Source organism: Bdellovibrionales bacterium (genome assembly GCA_016714165.1).
Lineage (GTDB): Bacteria > Bdellovibrionota > Bdellovibrionia > Bdellovibrionales > UBA1609 > JADJVA01.
The window spans coordinates 485,928-506,335 of sequence record JADJNU010000001.1; the positions used below are offsets into that span (position 1 = coordinate 485,928).

At 45.3% G+C, this 20,408-nt stretch carries 18 protein-coding genes; 11 read left to right on the forward strand and 7 right to left on the reverse strand.

Annotation, left to right across the window (positions count from 1 at the left end; genetic code table 11):
• Window positions 1-132: 132 nt before the first annotated feature.
• The gene (locus tag IPJ71_02165) at window positions 133-714 is read left to right on the forward strand and encodes a hypothetical protein (GenBank protein MBK7842489.1); all 582 of its coding nucleotides are present in this window, start codon (window positions 133-135) and stop codon (window positions 712-714) included.
• A 29-nt stretch (window positions 715-743) separates the two neighbouring features.
• Window positions 744-926 (forward strand): hypothetical protein, encoded by a 183-nt coding sequence (locus IPJ71_02170; GenBank protein ID MBK7842490.1) that lies wholly within the window; start codon window positions 744-746, stop codon window positions 924-926.
• A 50-nt stretch (window positions 927-976) separates the two neighbouring features.
• Here the strand turns inward: IPJ71_02170 and IPJ71_02175 are convergent, their stop codons facing one another.
• The 4 genes from IPJ71_02175 to IPJ71_02190 all read right to left on the reverse strand — a co-directional run bounded on the left by IPJ71_02175 (window position 977) and on the right by IPJ71_02190 (window position 4,593).
• On the reverse strand, window positions 977-2,794 hold the full coding sequence (locus IPJ71_02175) for a hypothetical protein (GenBank protein MBK7842491.1): 1,818 nt from the start codon (window positions 2,792-2,794) through the stop codon (window positions 977-979).
• Between the two features lie 140 nt (window positions 2,795-2,934).
• Entirely contained in the window at window positions 2,935-3,438 is a 504-nt protein-coding gene (locus IPJ71_02180) for a hypothetical protein (GenBank protein ID MBK7842492.1), read from the reverse strand.
• A gap of 101 nt (window positions 3,439-3,539) precedes the next feature.
• Window positions 3,540-3,842, reverse strand: a complete 303-nt coding sequence (locus IPJ71_02185; protein MBK7842493.1) for a hypothetical protein — start codon at window positions 3,840-3,842, stop codon at window positions 3,540-3,542.
• A 100-nt stretch (window positions 3,843-3,942) separates the two neighbouring features.
• On the reverse strand, window positions 3,943-4,593 hold the full coding sequence (locus IPJ71_02190; GenBank protein ID MBK7842494.1) for a chalcone isomerase family protein: 651 nt from the start codon (window positions 4,591-4,593) through the stop codon (window positions 3,943-3,945).
• Between the two features lie 392 nt (window positions 4,594-4,985).
• Here IPJ71_02190 and IPJ71_02195 point away from each other — a divergent pair, with 392 nt between their 5' ends.
• Together IPJ71_02195 and IPJ71_02200 are read left to right on the forward strand one after the other, a co-directional pair.
• On the forward strand, window positions 4,986-6,005 hold the full coding sequence (locus IPJ71_02195) for a DUF2817 domain-containing protein (GenBank protein ID MBK7842495.1): 1,020 nt from the start codon (window positions 4,986-4,988) through the stop codon (window positions 6,003-6,005).
• Window positions 5,992-6,762, forward strand: coding sequence for an alpha/beta hydrolase (locus tag IPJ71_02200; GenBank protein MBK7842496.1), 771 nt, complete (start codon window positions 5,992-5,994; stop codon window positions 6,760-6,762). The genes IPJ71_02195 and IPJ71_02200 overlap by 14 nt, the downstream gene beginning before the upstream one ends.
• On the opposite strand, the gene IPJ71_02205 is transcribed toward IPJ71_02200, so the two are convergent.
• Window positions 6,734-7,585 (reverse strand): GNAT family N-acetyltransferase, encoded by an 852-nt coding sequence (locus IPJ71_02205; GenBank protein ID MBK7842497.1) that lies wholly within the window; start codon window positions 7,583-7,585, stop codon window positions 6,734-6,736. The genes IPJ71_02200 and IPJ71_02205 overlap by 29 nt on opposite strands.
• Before the next feature lie 119 nt (window positions 7,586-7,704).
• On the opposite strand from IPJ71_02205, the gene IPJ71_02210 reads away from it, so the two are divergent.
• From IPJ71_02210 to IPJ71_02220, 3 genes are all read left to right on the forward strand, one after another.
• Window positions 7,705-8,430: a 1-acyl-sn-glycerol-3-phosphate acyltransferase gene (locus IPJ71_02210; GenBank protein ID MBK7842498.1), complete on the forward strand. Its 726-nt coding sequence runs from the start codon at window positions 7,705-7,707 to the stop codon at window positions 8,428-8,430.
• On the forward strand, window positions 8,414-9,181 hold the full coding sequence (locus IPJ71_02215) for a hypothetical protein (protein MBK7842499.1): 768 nt from the start codon (window positions 8,414-8,416) through the stop codon (window positions 9,179-9,181). Before IPJ71_02210 ends, IPJ71_02215 begins: the two co-directional genes overlap by 17 nt.
• A 206-nt stretch (window positions 9,182-9,387) precedes the next feature.
• Window positions 9,388-10,146 carry a hypothetical protein gene (locus IPJ71_02220; protein ID MBK7842500.1) on the forward strand — a complete coding sequence of 253 codons (759 nt, stop codon included), beginning with the start codon at window positions 9,388-9,390 and terminating at the stop codon, window positions 10,144-10,146.
• 41 nt (window positions 10,147-10,187) lie between these two features.
• On the opposite strand, the gene IPJ71_02225 is transcribed toward IPJ71_02220, so the two are convergent.
• On the reverse strand, window positions 10,188-14,111 hold the full coding sequence (locus tag IPJ71_02225; GenBank protein MBK7842501.1) for a hypothetical protein: 3,924 nt from the start codon (window positions 14,109-14,111) through the stop codon (window positions 10,188-10,190).
• A 126-nt stretch (window positions 14,112-14,237) separates the two neighbouring features.
• Between IPJ71_02225 and ppsA the strand changes: the two genes are divergently transcribed.
• The 4 genes from ppsA to IPJ71_02245 all read left to right on the forward strand — a co-directional run bounded on the left by ppsA (window position 14,238) and on the right by IPJ71_02245 (window position 19,466).
• A complete protein-coding gene (gene ppsA / locus IPJ71_02230) occupies window positions 14,238-16,667 on the forward strand; it encodes a phosphoenolpyruvate synthase (protein MBK7842502.1) in 2,430 nt (809 codons plus the stop codon).
• A gap of 597 nt (window positions 16,668-17,264) precedes the next feature.
• Window positions 17,265-17,591 carry a hypothetical protein gene (locus IPJ71_02235; GenBank protein MBK7842503.1) on the forward strand — a complete coding sequence of 109 codons (327 nt, stop codon included), beginning with the start codon at window positions 17,265-17,267 and terminating at the stop codon, window positions 17,589-17,591.
• A gap of 9 nt (window positions 17,592-17,600) precedes the next feature.
• Window positions 17,601-18,698 (forward strand): SDR family oxidoreductase, encoded by a 1,098-nt coding sequence (locus IPJ71_02240; GenBank protein MBK7842504.1) that lies wholly within the window; start codon window positions 17,601-17,603, stop codon window positions 18,696-18,698.
• A gap of 300 nt (window positions 18,699-18,998) precedes the next feature.
• Window positions 18,999-19,466, forward strand: coding sequence for a hypothetical protein (locus IPJ71_02245; protein ID MBK7842505.1), 468 nt, complete (start codon window positions 18,999-19,001; stop codon window positions 19,464-19,466).
• A gap of 2 nt (window positions 19,467-19,468) precedes the next feature.
• Here the strand turns inward: IPJ71_02245 and IPJ71_02250 are convergent, their stop codons facing one another.
• The gene (locus IPJ71_02250) at window positions 19,469-20,347 is read right to left on the reverse strand and encodes a universal stress protein (GenBank protein ID MBK7842506.1); all 879 of its coding nucleotides are present in this window, start codon (window positions 20,345-20,347) and stop codon (window positions 19,469-19,471) included.
• Window positions 20,348-20,408: the final 61 nt, after the last annotated feature.

A 20,408-nucleotide genomic window follows, 5' to 3' on the forward strand; every position in this document is an offset into this window, starting at 1 on the left:
AGGCATTTCTCCTCAGGTTGAGACTGTCAGATGCGCAAATGCAGATTCTCCAATTTGGTCCGGTTTGAAAAAGTTCCGAATTTGCTCTTTTTTCGGATGGAAAGGACATGTCTTTTGATGAAAATCGAGCGAATGAAATTCTATTGGATTGCTGTTGTATTGATCTTGAGCATTCGATCGAATGCAAGTTGTGGCTCATTTCTTGGATATACAGCTGTCATTGGTCGGGAGCCGGCCTTAATTGGGGCGCCGTTTGTTTCCTTGAGCACGCTTAAAATGGTTGATGAGATATTCTTGCCGAACTCAGCAATGAGAGAAGCGGGTATTGCGAGTCCTTTCACTCAAACGATAAGGGACTGGGCATTTCGCTTTTTCATGAACCCTTCGGTCATTCATGTCACAGAACCTCAGCTTGTTCAAGCGAGCAGAAATCTCACAGATCTCAAGAATAGGCTGTATCGTTTCATTCAACTGTCTGATCGCCTCGAAGGTTTATCTTCGATAGTTCGGGAAATTTCAGATCATTGGGAACGGGAGAGAATTACCCACAAAATTCTTGGTTCGATTAATCCCTACGCAATTTTGGTTTTGCCGCAAAAGCGTGGATCGATGCTTAATGATTTTGCTTACTATATAAAGAGCGAAATCAACTTAGATCTTGTTGTTGAACCCTCTATTTGCCGTCAAGGTAATGCCCTCCGTTTGGACTCTTAATGTTTTACCTCCCAATGCCGGAACTCAAAATGTCGCGATCTGAATACGCTTTATTGGGAGGAGGTGAGAGGAATCAGTTGGTAAATAGGCTTGAAATTAAAGTGAGAGAACTTGGGGCGGCTGCCGCGACTCGGGAGAGGGAATTTTGGTCTATGTTGCAGACTGAAGATCGAGAAGATCTTACCTACTTTGTTAAAACGAACGGCAGGTGAAATTCGAAATCAGCAGTCAGGCACACCTTGGACATTAAATCATGGACAGTTCAGTAGTCGAGCGTTGCCAAGTACAGATCATATCCGCCGACAGCTCCCTTGGTGGCGAAATATATTTTTTTCTGAGAAGGATGCACATAAAAATTATCAATGTAGGCATCTGATGCGAGAACGCCACTCAGTTTTTGAACTTTACCCGTCGATAAATTCAAAATGTGAAATTCGTCAGCTTTTCCGTCGCTATTAACATCAACTGTAAAAAAACAATAAGCTCTCTGGTCATTGATAAGGAACTTAATTGGCGCTTTTGGAGACTTAGTTTCTGACATCTTTTCCCGAAGAGATCCATCGACACTTGCCTTATAGAGATAGAAATCTGTGCCATTTTCTTCTGATGACCAGTAGAGAACTTGCGAGCTATCTGCGCTCGAGTAAAATGAAGAAATAGTGCCGTCAGGTCCAGCATGGACTCCGCTTAGCGGAACCTCACCCGTGCCGTCAACAGAGATTGAGTAGAGTCTTTTAGTGGAAGGCCTAACAAAAATAAGATGGCTGGAATCTGGAGTGAAGAAGTATTTAGTTACTGGCTCAAGGAGGGGATAAGACCAGCTGCCGTCAGGAGAAAGAAGCAAAAGATCAACCTGCGAGTAAACAAAGCCCACCTTTTCTGCCTTTCGAACGGCAATTTTAGTCGAATCATTTGAAACGGCTCCCAAATGATAATTTTTACCGAGCAAAATTGGAGTTGTTGGGTCCACGCTCAAATGAGTTGAATAGAGACGATACATGTCGGTTGGAATTGTTGAGTCATACACAACCGGTGTAAAGACCCAATTGGAGTCAGGGCTAAATGAAACGCCACCGCCAGCCATATCGTCATATCTTGCCATTGCGTTTGGAGGCACCATATGCAGGCGATTTGTCATTGCCGTCGTACTTCCGTCTGTCCTAAAGGCGAACGCCTGTTTATACCAATTCTCCCACCACATGAGACTGGCAACGGCCCAAGCACCATCAGGGCTAAGACTGAACCCCTCAGCTGATCGGTCTGCCCCGCCGATCAGCTCAGCACTGACGTATCCCCAAAGGCCGCCATCCAAGTTTACACCCTGCACTCTCATTTCATTGTCGGCGAAACGGTTATGATTTCCATCGCGGTAGATGACCCGACCAGAGTTGGCAATTTGGTAGTCGCTCTGGACTCCTTGGCTGTAAACCATAGAGTTGTAAACGTAATGTTCGGTATGATTCAATTTGACTAAATTGGACCCATTTATGTCAACCGAATAGAGCTGTCTTAATCCGCTGAGTTCGTGATCTGCTCGATACACGAGTTTATTCCCGCCGGGCGAGAGTTTAAAATCCGCAACAGTTCCCAGTCCAGCTCCTGTGGTTCCGCTCAAATGGCGAGTGACGAGTGATTCCATGTCACGAGAGTAAAGATCAACGCGCACGTCATCCTCTAAGTTAGAGGTAAAGAAAAGCAGCCCCGATTGAAAATCAAACTCGTAATTACTTACTTGCTTTTCAATGACTTTACCTAGGCTGACATTAAAAATCAGTTCCGATTTCTTATTTTTGGAATCAGTAATTTGAAGGCGAATCCTTCCTGCCGTTTGAGGAAAAAAACTGTTCGTATTGACATCGAATGACCCACGTCCCTCTAGGATGTCAACCTGGTATGGGGGAGAGCCGCCAGAGATTACCATTTTGAGATCCGCATTGAGATCTGTGTTTGATGGAATCTCAATTTGTATTGGAGAGAAACCCATGTTTCCAGATATATCGTTGTCCACATTGAGACAGGAAGTTAAAATTGCAGTTACCAGTAGAGACAATGAAATCCTAAAAATAGATATCTGAATCACGTGAGCCTCCGAAAACGTCCCGCTATGAATCGGTTCAGATGAATTGCGCTGGCTGAAAGTGCCCGTGCATATGGCTTTTCGGATAGTTGACGAATATTCCTGAGGTCAAAAAAATCGCAGAAGAAATTCAGATTTATATCTTAAGGCAGTTGCCAGGATTTCAAATAGGAATTGATTTTCTGTGAGATGGCTTCCTTTCTTTGGCGAGTTTTCGAGTTGTTCGCGTGTTCAGGATTCAAGGCGGAGTTGAAGGAATCCTCAATTTTTTTCCAATAGATGAGAGGAAATCGTAAGCCCATCGATGGATCCAACTTGTCGAGTGATTCGCTGATATTTAAGTCTACTGATGATACCTTGATTTCAAGAACAATTTTATTCGCAAACTGAAGACGAGCCAGATAATCGAGCTGTGAGGTTCTTTCTATTGCTTCTTCAAGTTTTCCTAAATTGTCGAGTTTCTCAGAACCGGACATGAGTGATTCATCGAGAAGAAATGACTTGATAAACAGGGCCCGACTCATGAGTACGGAATAGGCCGCGGCCTCATAGCGTCCACCCTCTAGGATTTGGTCCTTCACCAGGGATTCAATTGTCAATTGAGGAGCAAGGCCTGCGATAACTTGCAGTGCTGTGAGCTTTACCATCTTCTCATGAAGCAGGTCAGCCAGACCCTTTTCCCCTAAAGTCGCTAGATCCTCAGGTTGCGCCTTAATAACCTCTTGGAGCCAAACATAGGCGAGCTTGACTATTTCTTCGGCCGTTGCTTCTTTTGAGAAAGTTTCCCCTCCGCCAGCATTCCCGTTGGGGGAAGAAGATATTTGGAGTTTTCTGAGCTTAACATATCCTGGAGACTCAGCAGAAGGATTTGCTTGTGGATGGCGTCTGTCGTCTTTCCCATCTCTTGGTTGGTTTTAACTATCTGTGCGTAGGTTCCATCCATTTTCTCTGGCATCTTTTTTGTTGCGTTGATGGCGTCCTGAGCCCCGCAGCCAACTAAAATTGAAACCACAAAGAGAGAAAAGAAAACTGATCCATTTATTCGATTCATTTGATCGATTCCTTTTTGTTTATTCGGCATCACTACACAACTTTACTCTATACACGGCCTTCGGCGTCACTTCTCCGCAATCCAATTGTGATTTGCGCGACTAATATCCAGTAATCAAAAGGTTTCGCAGGGCCTCAAGCTCAGAGTCAGTTGTTTGTCCCAGCCAAATAGAGAATATAGACTTCACAAATCCTACAGTCCCGTTGATAGATACAGATTGGCCCGCCGAGTTTTCGTAAACAATTTGCTCGGAGCCATCGGGAAGTCGGTGACCAGCAACAATCATGTCTCGCTTCGCTGTTGCGGGACCTCCGTCCTCAACGACTTCGAGAAAAGTCCTCACTTCCGGTTTAGTAAGGTCAACGCCATTTCTAATCAGGGATTCCTGATAGGAAGCTCGAATTTTTTCAACTTCAACATCTCGTAGAAAATTCATGCGCAAGGCAACCGCTTTTGAGCCATCAAGACTGGCTAGGGCCTGATCAAGGCTGTGCACAAACTTTGCCGGATCTGAAACTAAAAGTTGGGCTACATAAACCTTCACAGAAAAAAGGGCCACCTTCTTTTTTCGCAAGCCTGCGCCTACAGTCGTTAAAGAATAACGACTTGAGCCAAGTTGTGCCTCGGCTCCCTTTGAAATTGTGACTCCTTCAATTTCTCGGCTCTGGCCGTCGAGTTGAAGAACTCCGGCCTGGCTTGCACCTGAATAGGCCAAGCTCCCCAAGATAAACAGTCTTAATAATGTCGTCATGTTTGCCCCCTCTGGTAATACCTTGATGCATTCAATCTTAGATGTGCTCAATCTTTCGGATTCAACTCCACACCTCTCTATTGAGCGGAGCTTCTCATCTGATTTTTCGAAAGAACGCCATCTCTGTTACTTTCCCGAGATCCATAGTGCCCAGGGATCTCCTCAAAAATCCACGAAAAAGTATCTGGACGAATCATCATCGCGTTGGAATGGGTATTTTTTCATTTCCCAGATTGCTTTTCCTGGATAATTCTTCGCTATTTTTTACATTATTCATTCTAGCCTTGGCAAAATGACTTTTTTCTCCGGTAGGTCTGATATCTCTCATTAAGCCTGTGAAATACAGGAAGAAACTTGATAGAATGCGATGATAAGGGACGTTGAGAGGTGTTATGTCTATATTCAAACAGGAACTCGCGCGCCTCACGGCAGCAACAGACAAATTTGATAAATTGGGAATTCTTGACCAACAATTTTGGTTTTCCTGGCAGGGGGAGAGATATCCTCTTCCTATTGTAAAATTTGGCCCCTCTCGCGAAACTGCGGCGCCAACACTTCTTTTGTCGAGCGGAGTTCACGGTCTAGAAAGAATTGGCGTAGAACTTTCATTGTCGCTCATAGACACTCTTTCGCAAAGAATGAGGTGGGACCTTAGTCTGAATCAAATTTTTGAGAAGGTTCGATTGGTTGTAATACCCTTTGTGAATCCCTATGGCTTTGTCCATTTTCGAAGGTCCAATGTGAATCACGTAGATCTCATGAGGAATGCACCTCTAGATGCAGAAGCGCGAACTCCTTGGCTCATCGGCGGGCATCGATTGAGCAGGAACCTTCCTTGGTATCGAGGACTTGCAAATGAGTTGGAATGTGAGGCTAAGATTCTATGTGATCGCGTTCTCCAAGAGTCTGCACGTTCGCCGGTTCTGGTTTCACTGGATATTCACTCGGGTTTTGGAGTGATGGATCGCCTTTGGTTCCCCTTTGCTTATTCGAATCGACCATTTCCTCTGCTGGAAGAAATATCTGCTCTCGTTGATATTTATGAAGAAAATTTTCCCTATCACACTTATCGTATTCAACCGCAATCGCATGACTATATGACCCATGGTGATCTTTGGGATTACATGTTTCTAGAACATCAAAAGCAAAGCACAAATATCTTCCTTCCATTATCCCTTGAAATGGGTTCCTGGAATTGGATTAAGAAGAATCCTCTCCAGATGTTTTCAAAATTGGGTTTTTTCAATCCTGTGAAAAATCATCGGCGAGCTCGCACTCTTCGTCGGCATTATGGGCTGATCGATTTCTTATTGAGAAGTCTCTATTCTGAAAGATTTTGGAAAGAAATCCAGACAAAAAGGGAGGAGAATCATCGCCGGTCTAGGGGGAGGCGTTGGTATGGGCATCTCTAAACCATGGGTGCTTCTCAGAGGTCTTATGAGGCACTCAGGACACTGGAGCACATTTGGAGAGAAGCTTCAGCAGCAATATCCGAGTTCTAAAATCCTTCTCCTTGATCTACCTGGGAACGGAACAAAATATCACCTTACTACGCCGACGAACGTAGAAGAAATCATTGAGGATCTGAGAGAAGAGGTTCGCAGATCGGTAGGAAGGACGCCTTTTCATTTTTTGGGAATGTCTTTGGGAGCAATGGTTGGCCTCAAATGGGCTGAAAGCTGGCCTGAATCTTTTCATTCGCTCATTGCAGTGAATCCAAGTCTTAGGCAATGCTCCAAGCCTTGGCAGCGTTTGAGGCCGCAATCGCTTGTCGGAATCACGGCTGCTATTTTTGCCCAGGATGCCTTCAGCCGAGAGAAGATTATTCTCCACCTAACAAGCATGATGAATTCCAACAAGCACCAGGAACTTGCACAGACTTTTGCTGATTTTGATTTGCGGTGGCCACCCAAAAGACTGAATTTTTTGCGACAAATTGCATTGGCGTCCCGAATACAATTGACGAAGCCTGTGGATGTCCCAATGGCTATTTTTGCTTCCGCACAGGATCACCTCGTTTCTTCTGTTTGCTCCATCAATATGGCAAGGGCCTTCTCATCACATCTTGAGGTGCATCCCACTGCTGGCCATGATCTCGTCTTAGATGATCCTGATTGGGTTTTAAACAAAATAAGTTCATTTATTTTTCAGTTGGAAAGGAAGGTCTAAAGCGTGCAATTTTCTCATCTCCTATTTCCGAGCGAGTGACGACGGTCAAAAAATCAATACATTGAAATTCTTCATCCCAGGCTGGTGGTCCGGCAATTTTTGCACCCATCCTCAAATATCCCTTGAGAAGGGGTGGAAGCAGATTCCGAGCTCTTCTTCTGTCAATTTCGGATAGATTCGATGCGACCGGGTGGATGAGTTCATTTAGACCCTTCATCCGGAATTTAGCTGTTGGAAAAACGGGGTTATCGACGAGAGCTTTCCTGTCGAAGGCGAGATATTTGTAGACGAGGGCCGCCTCTTCAATTGACGAGATCTTAATACTTGAACAACCAAACAGAAGTTGTGCTCCGGTTGACTCCATATAGTCTGCAACGCCACGCCAGAGGAGAGAGATGACGGATCCAGTTCGGAAATCGCTATGAATACAAGCGCGGCCCAGTTCCAGGTGTGGACCAGGCAATCGAAGGAGTTCGTCCATTTCAAATTCTCTGCAGGAATAGAAACTATTCGAAAAGAGAGAGCAGTTCAGTCTATAGGTTCCCACAATCTGTTGAGTCGGCTTATGAACGATAATCAAATGATCACAGAGCATGTCAAAACGGTCAATGTCTAGGCCTCCCAAACGACGAATCCCTGCCAATTCTCCAAAGAAAATATCATGTCGAAGACGAAATGATTCTCGGAGTTCATCGCTTCTCTCTGCGACCCTTATTTCAAACTTGTCCAATTCCTGAAATAATGGAACTTTGGCAACAAATGAATTCAGTCTTCGAGAATTCCATTTCAACGATTCACTCACTCGCATTAACAATTCGGACATAACTGCCTCCCTTTGTTGATATCCTAGCATTAAGATTTTCTTGAAATGTCAGGGTTTGGTTAAAATGAGCTAATCAATTTCTAAAAAACAGAAGGGCAGGAATAGGATATTATCAGTGAATGAGACACAGACTTGTAAAGAATTTGAATAAGGCAAAGCGCGCGAGTCAAGTATTTGTGATTACCTACAGTTATCTGACTTTTGCCCGACGTCGAGAGGCGCCCAATGTGAGCCTCAAGAGAGCCTGGGCTCGACATATTCTCCGCCACCTAAACGTCAACCTGAAAATAAAAGGGACTCTACCACCGTCCGAAGGTCCCTGGGTTTTGGTCGGCAATCACCTCAGTTATTTGGATATCCCCGTTCTTGTAATGGCCGTTCCTGAGCTATCTTTTCTAGGTAAATCGGAAATCGCCCGTTGGCCTCTTATTGGGAAAGGTGCAAAGGCAATGGACACCATCTTTGTAAATCGTAAATCCGGTTCTTCGCGTGAACAAGCGAGAAAAGATGTCACGAGAAAACTGAGACGAAAGAGGAGTAAACTCTGTATTTTTCCATCGGGAACGACATCCCTAAACGAGAGTCCAAGGTGGAACAAAGGTGCCTTTGAAATTGCGAAAACCTGTCCCTGTCACATTATCCCTTTTCGATTGACGTACCAGCCACTAGAGTCCATCGCCTACATTGATCGCGATATCTTTCTTACTCATCTCTTTCATCTGGTCGGACTCGATTCAATCGACGTAACGATTGAATTTGGAACCCCTTCGCTTGTCGACGATCCAATGATAGTAACCCGGAATACAAAGGAATGGAGCGAAGCAACTCATGGCAATTCTCTCTGATCTACACATTCACTCCACTTATAGCGATGGAAAACTCTCCATTCGAGAAATTGTAGATCTTTATGGTCAGGCAAAATTTGACGTCATAGCGATCACTGATCATCTCTGTGAATCCAACAATCTGATCGGCTATGTTTCCCATAAATTAAAACGATCCATCTCGGAGGAGAATTTCGATCAGTACATTGATGAAATACATCGCGAGGCTTTCCGCGCAATGAGAAAATATGGCATGTTGCTTCTTCCTGGAGTTGAGGTGACAAAGAATTCATTTTGTGGTGATAGGTCTTCTCACTTCATTGTTCTGAATCCCGATTGCTGCCCCAATGCCAACGAGGCAAGCTTGGATATTCTGAAGAAGTTTAAATCAACATCGACGGCCCTTATTGCCGCCCACCCCTTGCACACAGGAAAATTTGAATTTCAGTCTCTGCACCTGTGGAATTATCGTGAGGCTTTCAGGGAGGTTTTCGATGCCTGGGAAGTTTCAAGCTTCCAACGCTACTTTTTCGAAATCGCATCAGAAAAGTTGCCACAGATTGCGTCGAGTGATTTTCACAACCACTCCCATTTTTCTTCTTGGAAGACTCTTCTTCATTGTCGGCAGAAACTTGCGGATGTGGTTGATGCAATTAAAATGCAAGCCTTGGAGATTGTATACTATCAGTCCAAGCATTCCCACCCAGCTGAACTGACTCAGTCGACGGTTCTTTCGGAACAACACAAGCTAGTGCACTCAGTACTTGTTTGAAATGGTTTTCAATTTTGAAAATAACACAAAGAACAAGGATCACTTTTTAGTCTTTTGAAATTAACCTGGACAAATTTTCTGTATTTTGTTAGCTCGGGTTGGTCTAAGGTTCCACATTTTATTTTAGTTAGAAATGTTTAGTTGGAAATGTATTTTGAAATATATTGTCTGTCATTTTAAATATTTTTTAGCCTTCGGAGGTTGTGGTGCGGCTCAATTTTTTCCTCATGGTGTCTTTGATCGTACTGTTTTGTCACAACACTCAGATCACGGCCATTGGCGCCTCAAACGCGAAACTCTCCTGTGCTCAGAGATTGCTGGTGCCGATTGGTGATAAGAGTGTTCTGGCAGAGGGAGTTTTGGAGGAAATTGCTTCAGCCTACGCTGATGCCATATGGACCAGTATTGTTGAGATACATAAGAATTCTTCCGGTTTGGACGGTGCCACCAAGAGGGAGGAAGTGTACATAGAGTTTAAAGAGAAAGTGATGAACGAGCTCAAACGGAATGTCTATCATGAATTTGTAGCAAATCTCAGATCGAAGCACTTTCTTTTGGGGAGATATGATAGGGCGAGCAATGCAATTCAAGAATTGGGTGTTTCGCAGTGGGGTGCTGATTTGGTTTTAGGGATGGCAATCCCAGTGTCCGTAATTGGTGCCAGTTTGTTCTTTTACAGTCAGGGTGATTTACGGCTGGCCTATGGTTTACCCGTTCTGGGGGCAACAATTGGAGTGTTTCTTGCTAGTAGCTATAGTGCGGAAAATCGGATTCACAGCCAAAGCAAGAAATTGAGTCTTCAGTTCCAAGATATGGTCACTGAGAAGCTTTGGCAAAAGTTAAAACCTGTTTTTCCGGAGGAAAAAGAGGAAGTTCGTAAGAGTCTAAGCCGGTGGGCCGAAAATGGTGACACTCGAGCTATTCTGAATGCTGTCTTCCTGTATTTCGAGTATGCAAGGGAGTAGGTGGAGGATGTGCGAGCGATTGGTGTCGATATAAATTGATACTAGGAAAATCTGAGGTAAACTTCGTGTTCTTTCCCGTCGTCGACGAGATGGATTTTTTGTGCCTCAGTGATGCTCTGAAGCGTGTCGAGCTGAATATGCAAAACGTAGGTGCTGCTCTTGTACTTGTATCGAATCTTAAATTGCTTCCACTCTGGTGGCACACAGGGTTTAATGAGAATCTTACTCCCCATGACTTGAAAGCCCAGTATGTTTTCGATCCCAGCTCGGTACAGCCAGCCAGCTGCTCCGGTGTACCAGCTCCAGCCGCCACGTCCGGCATTTGGCTCCTCCGAATAAACATCCCCTGGTACAACATAAGGTTCGATTTTATAACGATTCACGCTGGCCAAATCAGTGGACCGCTGAATCGGATTCAAAAAGGAAAAGAGTTTCCAGGCTCGTTCTCGATCACCAAGAAGGGCCGCCGCAACGACTACCCAGCTGGCAGCATGAGTGTATTGACCCCCATTTTCGCGTACCCCCGGCAGGTAGCCTTTAACGTAGCCTGGATCCAAATTCGTTTGATCAAAGGGTGGAGTGAACAATAAAATTAATTCTTCGTTGGATTTGACAAGTCTTTCATAGACAGATTCCATAGCTCTTCGCACGCGATCAAACTGGCCAGCGCCTGACATAACGGCCCAAGTCTGCGAGAGCGAATCAATTTGACACTCAGAGTTTTCAGCGGAACCAAGTGGTGTTCCGTCATCAAAGTAGGCTCGTCGATACCAAGATCCATCCCAAGCATTTTTCTCAGTTGATTCTGCGAGGTGAGTCGCATGCGCTTTCCACCTTGTGGCTCGCTTCTCATCATTTTTGCGCTCAGCGAGTTTTGCAAAATTCTTTAGATTTGAAATTAAAAACCAAGCCAGCCAGACGCTTTCGCCTTGACCTTTGATGCCGACAAGATTCATTCCATCATTCCAGTCTCCGCCGCCCATGAGCGGAAGTCCGTGCTCACCAAGTTTGAGGCTCTTATCGAGTGCACGTGCGCAATGCTCATAAAGAGAAGCCTTTTGGACAGAAACATCTGGAAGGAAGTAATTGTCCTCTTGATCAGGGAGAAGTGATGGTCCCTCGAGAAAAGGTACCAATTCATCTAAAATAGAATGGTCCTGGGTAACATCAAGGTAGCGTGAAACAACATACGGCAGCCAAAGGAGATCATCTGAGAAACGAGTTCTGACACCTCGACCTGCTGGAGGATGCCACCAATGCTGCACGTCTCCCTCGATAAACTGGCGACTTGCGGCTCGTAATATCTGTTCGCGTGCCATTGAAGGAGCAGTGAGCAGGACGGCCATGACGTCTTGCAGTTGGTCTCTGAACCCGAAGGCTCCTCCGGCCTGGTAGAAGGCAGCGCGCGCCCAAATGCGGCAGGCGATCGTTTGATAGAGAAGCCATCGATTGAGGATCAGGTCAAGACTTCGATCTGGAGTTTCAACTTGAACTGTTTCAAGAAGGCTGTTCCACTGAATTTTCACGCGCTCAAATTCATGGTTGAGGTCGATTTCCTCTCGCAAAAGCTTGATCAACTTTCGTGCTGAAACTCGATCATCGGCTTGTCCAAGGACAAAAATAACCTCTATGACTTTGCCGGGTGGAATTTTAACTTCTGTCTGTAGAGCTGCACAGGGATCCAAGCCACAGCCGGAAACATTGAGAAATGGTTTGTCACAAAAAATACCGACGGGCTGAGATAAATCCGAATTTCTCCCGATAAATTCAGTTCGGTCGCAAGTGAATGAGCTGTGTTTTTGAAGAACTGCACTAAACGCCACTTTCATTCCGTATTCCGGATTTCTTGGATTGAGGGCGAAGATGGCCTGCGAAGACTCGTCGAACTCAGTGATCGTCGTAGGTGCCATGGTAGAGCGTGAAAACCCCAATACCCATTCGACGTAACTGGAAAGAGTTAACTTCCGAATTTTACGCGTTCGATTTTCGAGTCTGAGGCGGGATATCTTAACCGGTTGATCAATGAGAACAAATTGCTTGAGCTCTGAAAGAATTCCGTAAGCCTGAGTTTCAAAGCGACTGTAACCTTGACCGTGATGAGCGATGTAGGTGGTGTGAGGAAGGCGAATCGGAGACGCCGTAGGTCCCCAAACGGCGCCTAAATCAGGATCACGAATAAAGAAAGCCTCACCAGAAGGATCACCAACAGGATCGTTTGACCAAGGAGTCAGTTGATTTTCGCGACTATTTGACGACCAGGTGTATCCACTGCCGCTTTCAGAAACCTGAAATCCAAATTCAGAATTGGCAATCACGTTAATCCAAGGAGCAGGAGTCGTTTCAGCATTTTTGAGGACAATGGAATATTCATGACTCTCTGTCGAAAAGCCGCCGCGTCCGTTGAAAAACTCAAGTTGTGGTATCACCGGAAATGTTTCTGACTCTTCTCGGGGCAGGCAGATAGGCTCGGCCTTTCGTAAAGTTTTCGTTCTTGTCCGCTTCACTTGATCTAACAGGCTTCCATCATGTGTTGAAAGAACAGCGCGAGCTTCGCTTGTGAGCAGAATATAATCGGCCTCTGAAATCAAATCTCGGCGCAAAATAAATACTTTACCATGTTTACTAGAAGTAATATTGGAGGGGATACGAGCCGTTTGAGCCATTTTTTCTAGGCAGACCTGTAGCTCCTGAGAACAAGTATTCGGAGCTTCGTTAAGTATAACAAGATCAGAGTGAAATCCTTTTGTGGATAGATATACTTGAGCTTTGAGCAAATTGTTTACCAGACTGCGATTCTCAAGGTCATCAATTCGGACAAGAACAAGGGGATCATCACCTGAGATTTCAAAGGTCCAAAGTTCCGTTAAATTCTTGATGTTTTGCTTGAGTCTCTCACTGGGAGGTCGCAGAGATGGGTCAGAGTAGATAAGGCGGGTGGCTAGCTGTTGAAAGAGATGAGCTTCATCTGGCTCCACTCCAAGGTGAGAAAGTTTAATCTGTGCTTGCTGAGAGGCCAATTCATTGAGTCGATCAAAAACGGAGGCATTGCTGAACTTTTCGCACATGATATCGATGGCCTCTCGAGATTCTGTGACTCCGAGAGAGAAGACCAAGTGGCAAGTATCCCCCGGTTCAAGGCGAATTCGTCTGCGGAGACTCATCACTGGATCAAGCACGGATCCCACCGTGTTTGATAGAATTTCTGTTTCAAAGAGGGCCGCTGGCCTTCTGAGATTTCGTCCTCGACCCAAAAACTGGGACCGATCGGTTTCGTACTGGAGAGGTCCTACTGAATGGAAGTCCGTGTGCAAGGTATGCATCATCCAAATCCGCTTATCTCTATTGGATCGCGGGCGTCGGCTTGCAATCAATGCTGATGTTTCGTAATCAAATTCAGTTTCGATAAAAAGATTTGAAAATGAGGGGTGAGCGAGATCTGAGAGATGTGCATTTAATACTGCCTCAGAATAGGAAGTGACTTCAAGCTCGCGAATCGATTTGCCCAAATTAATGAGTGTCAATCGACGAATTTCAGCATTTTCCTCGGGAGAAACAAAAATATCAAGTCCACTTTCAATTCCGAAATCTTCTTTTACAATTTTGATCCGATTTTCGAAAAATGAGGCCTGATAGCGATTGGACTCAGAGCATATCGGCTGATAACCTGCTGACCAAACATTCTTGCTTTGACAGTCCTTTATATAAAGAAAAAATCCATAATTGTCGCAAGTGACATCCTCTCGCCAGCGCGTGACGGCCAGATCATGCAATCGACTAAATCCGGATCCAGCTGCTGTTACCATGACCGTGTACCGACCATTGGACAAAATATGAGTCGCTGGCACCGGTAGGTTGACCGCATAGCATCGGCCAGATTGAGGGGCATCAAGGATTTCGGCTCGAATGCGTTCTTCGGATTCTTTGACTATCACATCGGTAACAGATCTGCATATTTTCTTTTTCATCGCTTTTTATTTTCGCATTTCAGCCCGTGGAAAGCAAAAAAAATCCAGAGTTCAGATTCTCGGCGAGCGGAGAGTTCTTCCCTTTTAAATTTTCTTGGCGTAAAACGGAGGCAGATGGGGGTTGGTATGAGCAGTCAGTTTATTAAATGGTTTGAAGAGATTTCGATTCAGGATATTTCTCTGGTTGGAGGCAAGAACGCCTCCTTGGGAGAAATGTTTCAGCGCCTGACTCCCCAAGGCATAAATATTCCCCCGGGCTTTGCTGTGACGGCGGATGCGTTTTCGTTCTTAGTCGACCAGAGTAAGATTTCAGAGAAAATGTATTCATTGCTTTCAAATCTCGATTCGCAAGATACGAACAAGCTGGCAGAAGTTGGTCACAAGATCAGAGCAATAATTCGAAACGCCGGAATACCTGAAGAGGTGGCCAGCGAAATTCGCAGTGCCTATGCTCAGCTTTGCCATCGAACTGGTGTTGTGGAACTGGATGTGGCTGTCAGATCCTCGGCTACGGCAGAAGATCTTCCTGATGCTTCATTTGCCGGACAGCAGGAATCTTTTCTCAATGTGCGGGGTGCAAATGATCTCCTGCTTGCCTGTCTTAATTGTTTTGCCTCACTTTTTACGGATCGAGCAATCAGCTATCGATCGACGAAGGGATTTGGACATGACAAAGTGAGACTCTCTATCTGCGTTCAGCAAATGGTTCGATCGGATCTAGCAGCATCGGGAGTCATTTTCACGTTGGACACAGAATCTGGGGCCAGAAATGTCGTTCTCATCAACAGTGCCTATGGCTTGGGCGAGAATGTTGTCGGAGGTCGCGTTGATCCAGACGAATTTCTAGTTCTGAAACCTCTTTTGGGAGACTTGGATAGGAGCGCAGGGAGAGTGCCGATTTTGCGTCGAAAGTTGGGCTCAAAACAGGTGAGGATGGTGTATTCAGGACAGGGCAGTCGGACGACTCGAAATATTGAAGTCTCTCAGCGTGATCGTGAATTGCTCTCCATCAATGACGGTGATGTCATCAAGCTCGCTCAGTGGGCCTGTGCCATTGAGCAATACTATTCCAAGTTAAATGGTCGTGAAACCCCAATGGACATAGAATGGGGAAAGGACGGAAAAACAGGTGCTCTTTTCATTTTGCAGGCCCGACCAGAAACTGTTCATTCTCAGGAGTTGGGTCTTGTGCAGAGCTCATTTTTTTTAAAGGAAAGATCGGCTGTCCTGATAACTGGGCGAGCCATTGGTTCAAAAATTGGAACAGGGCCCGTTCGAATTATTAACCATGTTTCTGAATTGGGTGAATTTCAGGACGGTGAGGTCTTGGTTGCTGATATGACTGATCCTGATTGGGAGCCGATCATGAAAAAGGCCTCTGCGATCATAACCAACCGAGGCGGGAGAACCTGCCATGCGGCCATTGTAAGTCGTGAACATGGTGTGCCCTGCATTGTGGGAACGGGAACTGGTACAGAGGTGCTCAAACTCGGGCAAGTAGTGACCGCTTCTTGCGCTGAAGGCGATGAAGGCATTGTCTATAAGGGGCGCTTGTCATTTGAAGAGGAGAAAGTGAACTGGACGTCCCTTGAGAGGCCACGTACAAAGATCATGGTCAACTTGGGAAATCCGGCTCAGGCCCTCAAAAACTCTCTTTTGCCTGTGGAGGGAGTGGGGCTCGCGCGAATCGAATTTATCATCAGTGAGTACGTCAAGATCCATCCCATGGCGCTGGCCCATCCTGAAGAAATAACTGATCAGGAAACAAAAACAGAAATAGAGAATTTGTTGGGATTTCACAGGAACAATCCGAGACAATATTTTATCGATCGACTGTCTGAAGGAGTGGGTCTTATCGCTGGCGCTTTTTATCCAAGGCCTGTCATTGTTCGCTTTTCAGATTTTAAATCCAACGAGTATGCGGGCCTTTTAGGGGGACAAAAATTTGAGCCCATCGAAGAGAATCCGATGATTGGGTTTCGAGGGGCCTCCCGTTACTATGATCAGCGTTACCGTGATGGCTTTGCTCTAGAGTGTTCTGCTATAAGTCATCTTCGGCAAAAAGTGGGTTTGACTAATATTAAAGTGATGGTTCCATTTTGTCGTTCTCCTGAAGAGGGGCAGAGAGTTTTGGCAGAAATGAAAGAGCACGGTCTTTTTCAGGGCAAGGATGGTCTTGAGGTCTATGTGATGTCTGAAATTCCCTCGAATATTCTGCGTGGTGAGGAATTTGGAAAGATCTTTGATGGCTTTTCGATCGGGTCGAACGATTTGACCCAAATGGTTTTGGGTGTCGATCGGGACTCCTCCGTGATCAGTCATCTTTTTGATGAACGTGATCCTGGGGTTCTCAAGATGCTTCGCATGGCGATCGAGGTGGCCAAGAGGACAGGTCGACCTATCGGAATCTGCGGTCAGGCCCCAAGTGATTTTCCTGAATTATCGAGACTGTTGGTTCAGTCGGGGATCAGTTCGATCTCGGTGACCCCCGATGCCGTATTAAAGACGATCCGCGTGGTTTTAGATGCAGAGAAATCATGCTTTATCAATAAATGACATGACAACCACGAGTCCTTCGATCAAACAGTCTCAAAAAAAGCCACTCGCCTCGTCCGAAACGACAATCCATTCAAAATCTTTGTGTAAGCAAAATCATCATGAGGAGATTGTTCTAGCTTAAGACCTCGCTCTATTTACGTCGCATTTTAAATTTTTGAAATTTCTAGGATTTTTTTGACATGGTCCAGTTTTAGAATCGGATGCACTTGACATTTTCTTCGCTGTGGTCAGTATTAAATCAGAAACAACAGGGCTTTTGCGGGCGATTGTAGCTTCTTTACTTGATGCGTGCCCTGGACGTATTAAAGGAGGTACAAAGTGATGTCGGGTATTCCACCCAGTCGGCTCTGGTATTAAAAATAGACAATACAATTATAGTTTCCATTGAGTTGGCGCAGCTATCTTGATGGATGTTTGCGACAGCGCCAAAGCTACGTTCGAGGGAGGGACCGTGCTCAGCTATTGTGTGTAATTTGGACTTGTAGGCTTTGTTCTTGAGTACGAAGTGAGAAATTTTATTTCGACCTTTGCTGAAAGGCCACACCATGAATCACCAAGTGGTTTGGCAATTTTTGAGGGGTGTGTATGTATTTTATGAAACAACTTTTAACTTTCAAGAAAATGAAGGCAGAAAAAGCAGATCCAAACCAGCCTCTGGAAAATCCATCGAGGGGCTGCTTCGGAAACGTCCTGACACCCATCACGCTGTCGGGCGTGGTCGCGCCCTGGGATAAGGATGCGAGTACCACTCGAAAATCTGAATACAAGCTGGTGTGCACGAGCGGACTTGAGTACTTCCTTGTAACCAAAGAGGAGGCCAACACGTACATCATGAAAGACATTGATTCAGTTGACGCCTATGAGCGAATTATCAACCAGCGCGGGAAATTAGGGCCTGCGATCGAGTATCTGGCATCCTAGGAGGAACAGGTGTTCAAGTGGTTTTCAAAATTCTTCCGAAGAAGAGGCGATCGAAGGCGTGTCGTCCTTATTACCGGAGCAAGCACGGGCTTGGGTTTAGCTCTGACTAAGGAGCTGTTGAGATCTGACTCCTTCCATGTCATAGCGACGGCACGTCGGTCGTCACTTCACCGCTTTGAAGACATGGGGTTTTTTGAAACTGAGAATCTGTGGATTCGACCGCTGAACGTATTGTCAAAAAGTGATCGTGACAATGTTATTGCCGAGGCAATTGAAAGACTCGGTGGCATTGATGTCTTGGTGAACAATGCGGGTTATTGTCTGCGCGGAGTGGTCGAGCAAGTAAATGAGACTGAGCGACTCAAGCAAATTGATACCAACTTCCGGGCGCCTATGGCTCTCATTCGAGGGGTACTCCCTCATATGAGAAAAAAAAGATCTGGACATATCGTCAACATTTCATCTGTCGGAGGCATGATGGCCATGCCGACTATGTCGATCTATAGTGCGTCTAAGTTTGCCCTTGAGGGTGCAACAGAGGCTTTGTGGTATGAGGTCCGTCCATGGAATATCAAGGTGTGTTTGATTCAACCGGGATTTATCAATTCGGGCTCATTTAAGAATGTTGAGCTTACGAGAGAAAGTCGGAAGTCTATGCAGGACAAAAACAATCCGTATTACTATCACTATAATTCAATGGCCCCGTTTATCGCGAAAATGATGAAGTTATCTCCTACGACACCAGAAAAAATAGCCGAGCGTATCCACAAAATTATCAATAGTAAGAATCCGCCGCTAAGATCTTTCGTAACTGTTGACGCGTATCTATTTGGATTTCTGAGAAAGTGGCTACCTCGAAATCTCTACCACTCACTTATGTACTACTCCTTACCTAAAATATTCCGCTGGGGAGAAGACGACCACTATTATGGCGACGCTGAGTACGAAAGAAATGAAATGCGCAAGGCAAAGGAGGATGCGGAGAATAGAAGGAGTCCTTATCCCCTCAAGACGCTGCCGCAGAGAAATCACGGTGATAATCATAATTTTCAGCCACATAACCTGGGGGTAGGGCCTGAAACTCTGAAGAAGTCGCCCTTATTCTAATTCCAGGGTTGGTTAAGAGGAGGGAGTCGGTGGGTTTTTATATACCTTCAGTTTTGAGGCGGAGGATGAAAGGGGAAGATGACTATTGACTCACTCCCCGTGGCTAAAGCCAGGGGGCTTTACGTCACGAATGGTAAAAAACTTGACGGCAGGCACCGCTTGAAATAACTCTGTCGTCGCTGCGCTCCGAAGGTCCGGGCCCAGGCGCTTTCAAACAGCTGGACTGACGGGTTCAATTGGTGAAACGCAGTGTAAAATGAACGGCGTTAAGTTAGAAATTATTTTGCAGAAGGAGCGATAGTGAAGAAAGCGGCTATATCTTTGTTTGCCTTATTGTTAATTCCCTGTGCTCGTGCGAAGGATATCGAGGTCAAGAACATCGATTTTAGCAACTATTCAATTACTTTTGACTCGGCGATCTTTTCAGGAGATGTTTCAAGCAAATACCGCAGCGACAAACCCTATATCTTAGCCGCCTCTTCCGATTCAAATATTATTGGAGTCTTGGAGTGCGACGATTCCATTGTTTCCCGTCTCGATAGAGAATACCTCAAGCTCACATTGACAGATCGCAAATGGAGCTCGACTCCGGCACTAGCTCTGTTAGCGATGAATGCAGAGGAATGTCGCTCAATGGGTGATTCAATAGTTGAAGGGAGATCAAAGATTGAAGTTCACACGGGAAAAAGGTCTAATTTTAGCTACCGCTACGCAAGTAAAGTTTTTCCTCTTAAACTGAATGTTCTCTCTGCTCATTCAGAAAACTAACTTTATTTTAATACCAACACAGGCAAATTGCTTTCGCGCACAACTCTTCTTGTGACACTGCCGCCCATTAAAGCTGCTGTGGGGCCTGCTTTTGCCGCGACAACAATGAGGTCTGCTTTTTCCTTTTTAGAAGATCTCAAAATGAGGTCAGCCGTCCCTCGCAGTTCTGAGGATATGATGATACTGGTAGGGATCTTGGCACGTTTACATTCTCGCTCCATGGCTAGCTTCAATCGATTGACTTTTCTTCGGTAAGAATGAATTTTTGGATTGGATTCATCCAGAGACCATTTGTAAGTAGCCTCTGCATGATGTAGTAAAATGAGGCTGGCCTTCATTTTTTTGCAATGACCAATGACCTTTTTAAGCTGGGCCTTCGAGTTTGTGCCAAAGTCGCTGGCAAAAAGGACTCTTCTGATTCTGGGAGGAGTGTGGGCCTTTGGGTTCAGAAGAAGAAGACTAATTTTACTTCTGTGAATTGCTGTTTCCGCGACACTTCCTATCGCGAACCGCATATATCCCTTGCGTGCGTGAGTAAAAAGCCCAAGGAGATCAGCTCCACGATCTTTTGCAAGTTTGAGGAGGCGATCAACCGTTTCGGTGGTCGACAGGGTTCTGTGTTCGACAACATGAATTTTTTTATCCTCGAACTTTAAACCAGCTTTCCTCAATGCCATTTTTATCAATTTTCGAGGATATAAACCAAATCTCTCTTCAGCCGGCACATCAAACGCAAGATTCAGAAAGGACTCAGTCCGTGTGACCACGAACCCCACCTCAATATTTGCTGAAGAGCCAACAAGTTGTTTGAGTGTGTTCTGTATTCCTTTTATTCTGATGTTGTCCTGATGGAAGGGTTCAAATGCCCACAAGGCTTTCATGGTATATCTCCTCTTTTCGCAAGGCTGCTTGACAAAAAGCGTTCGAATCTTACTTAGACCA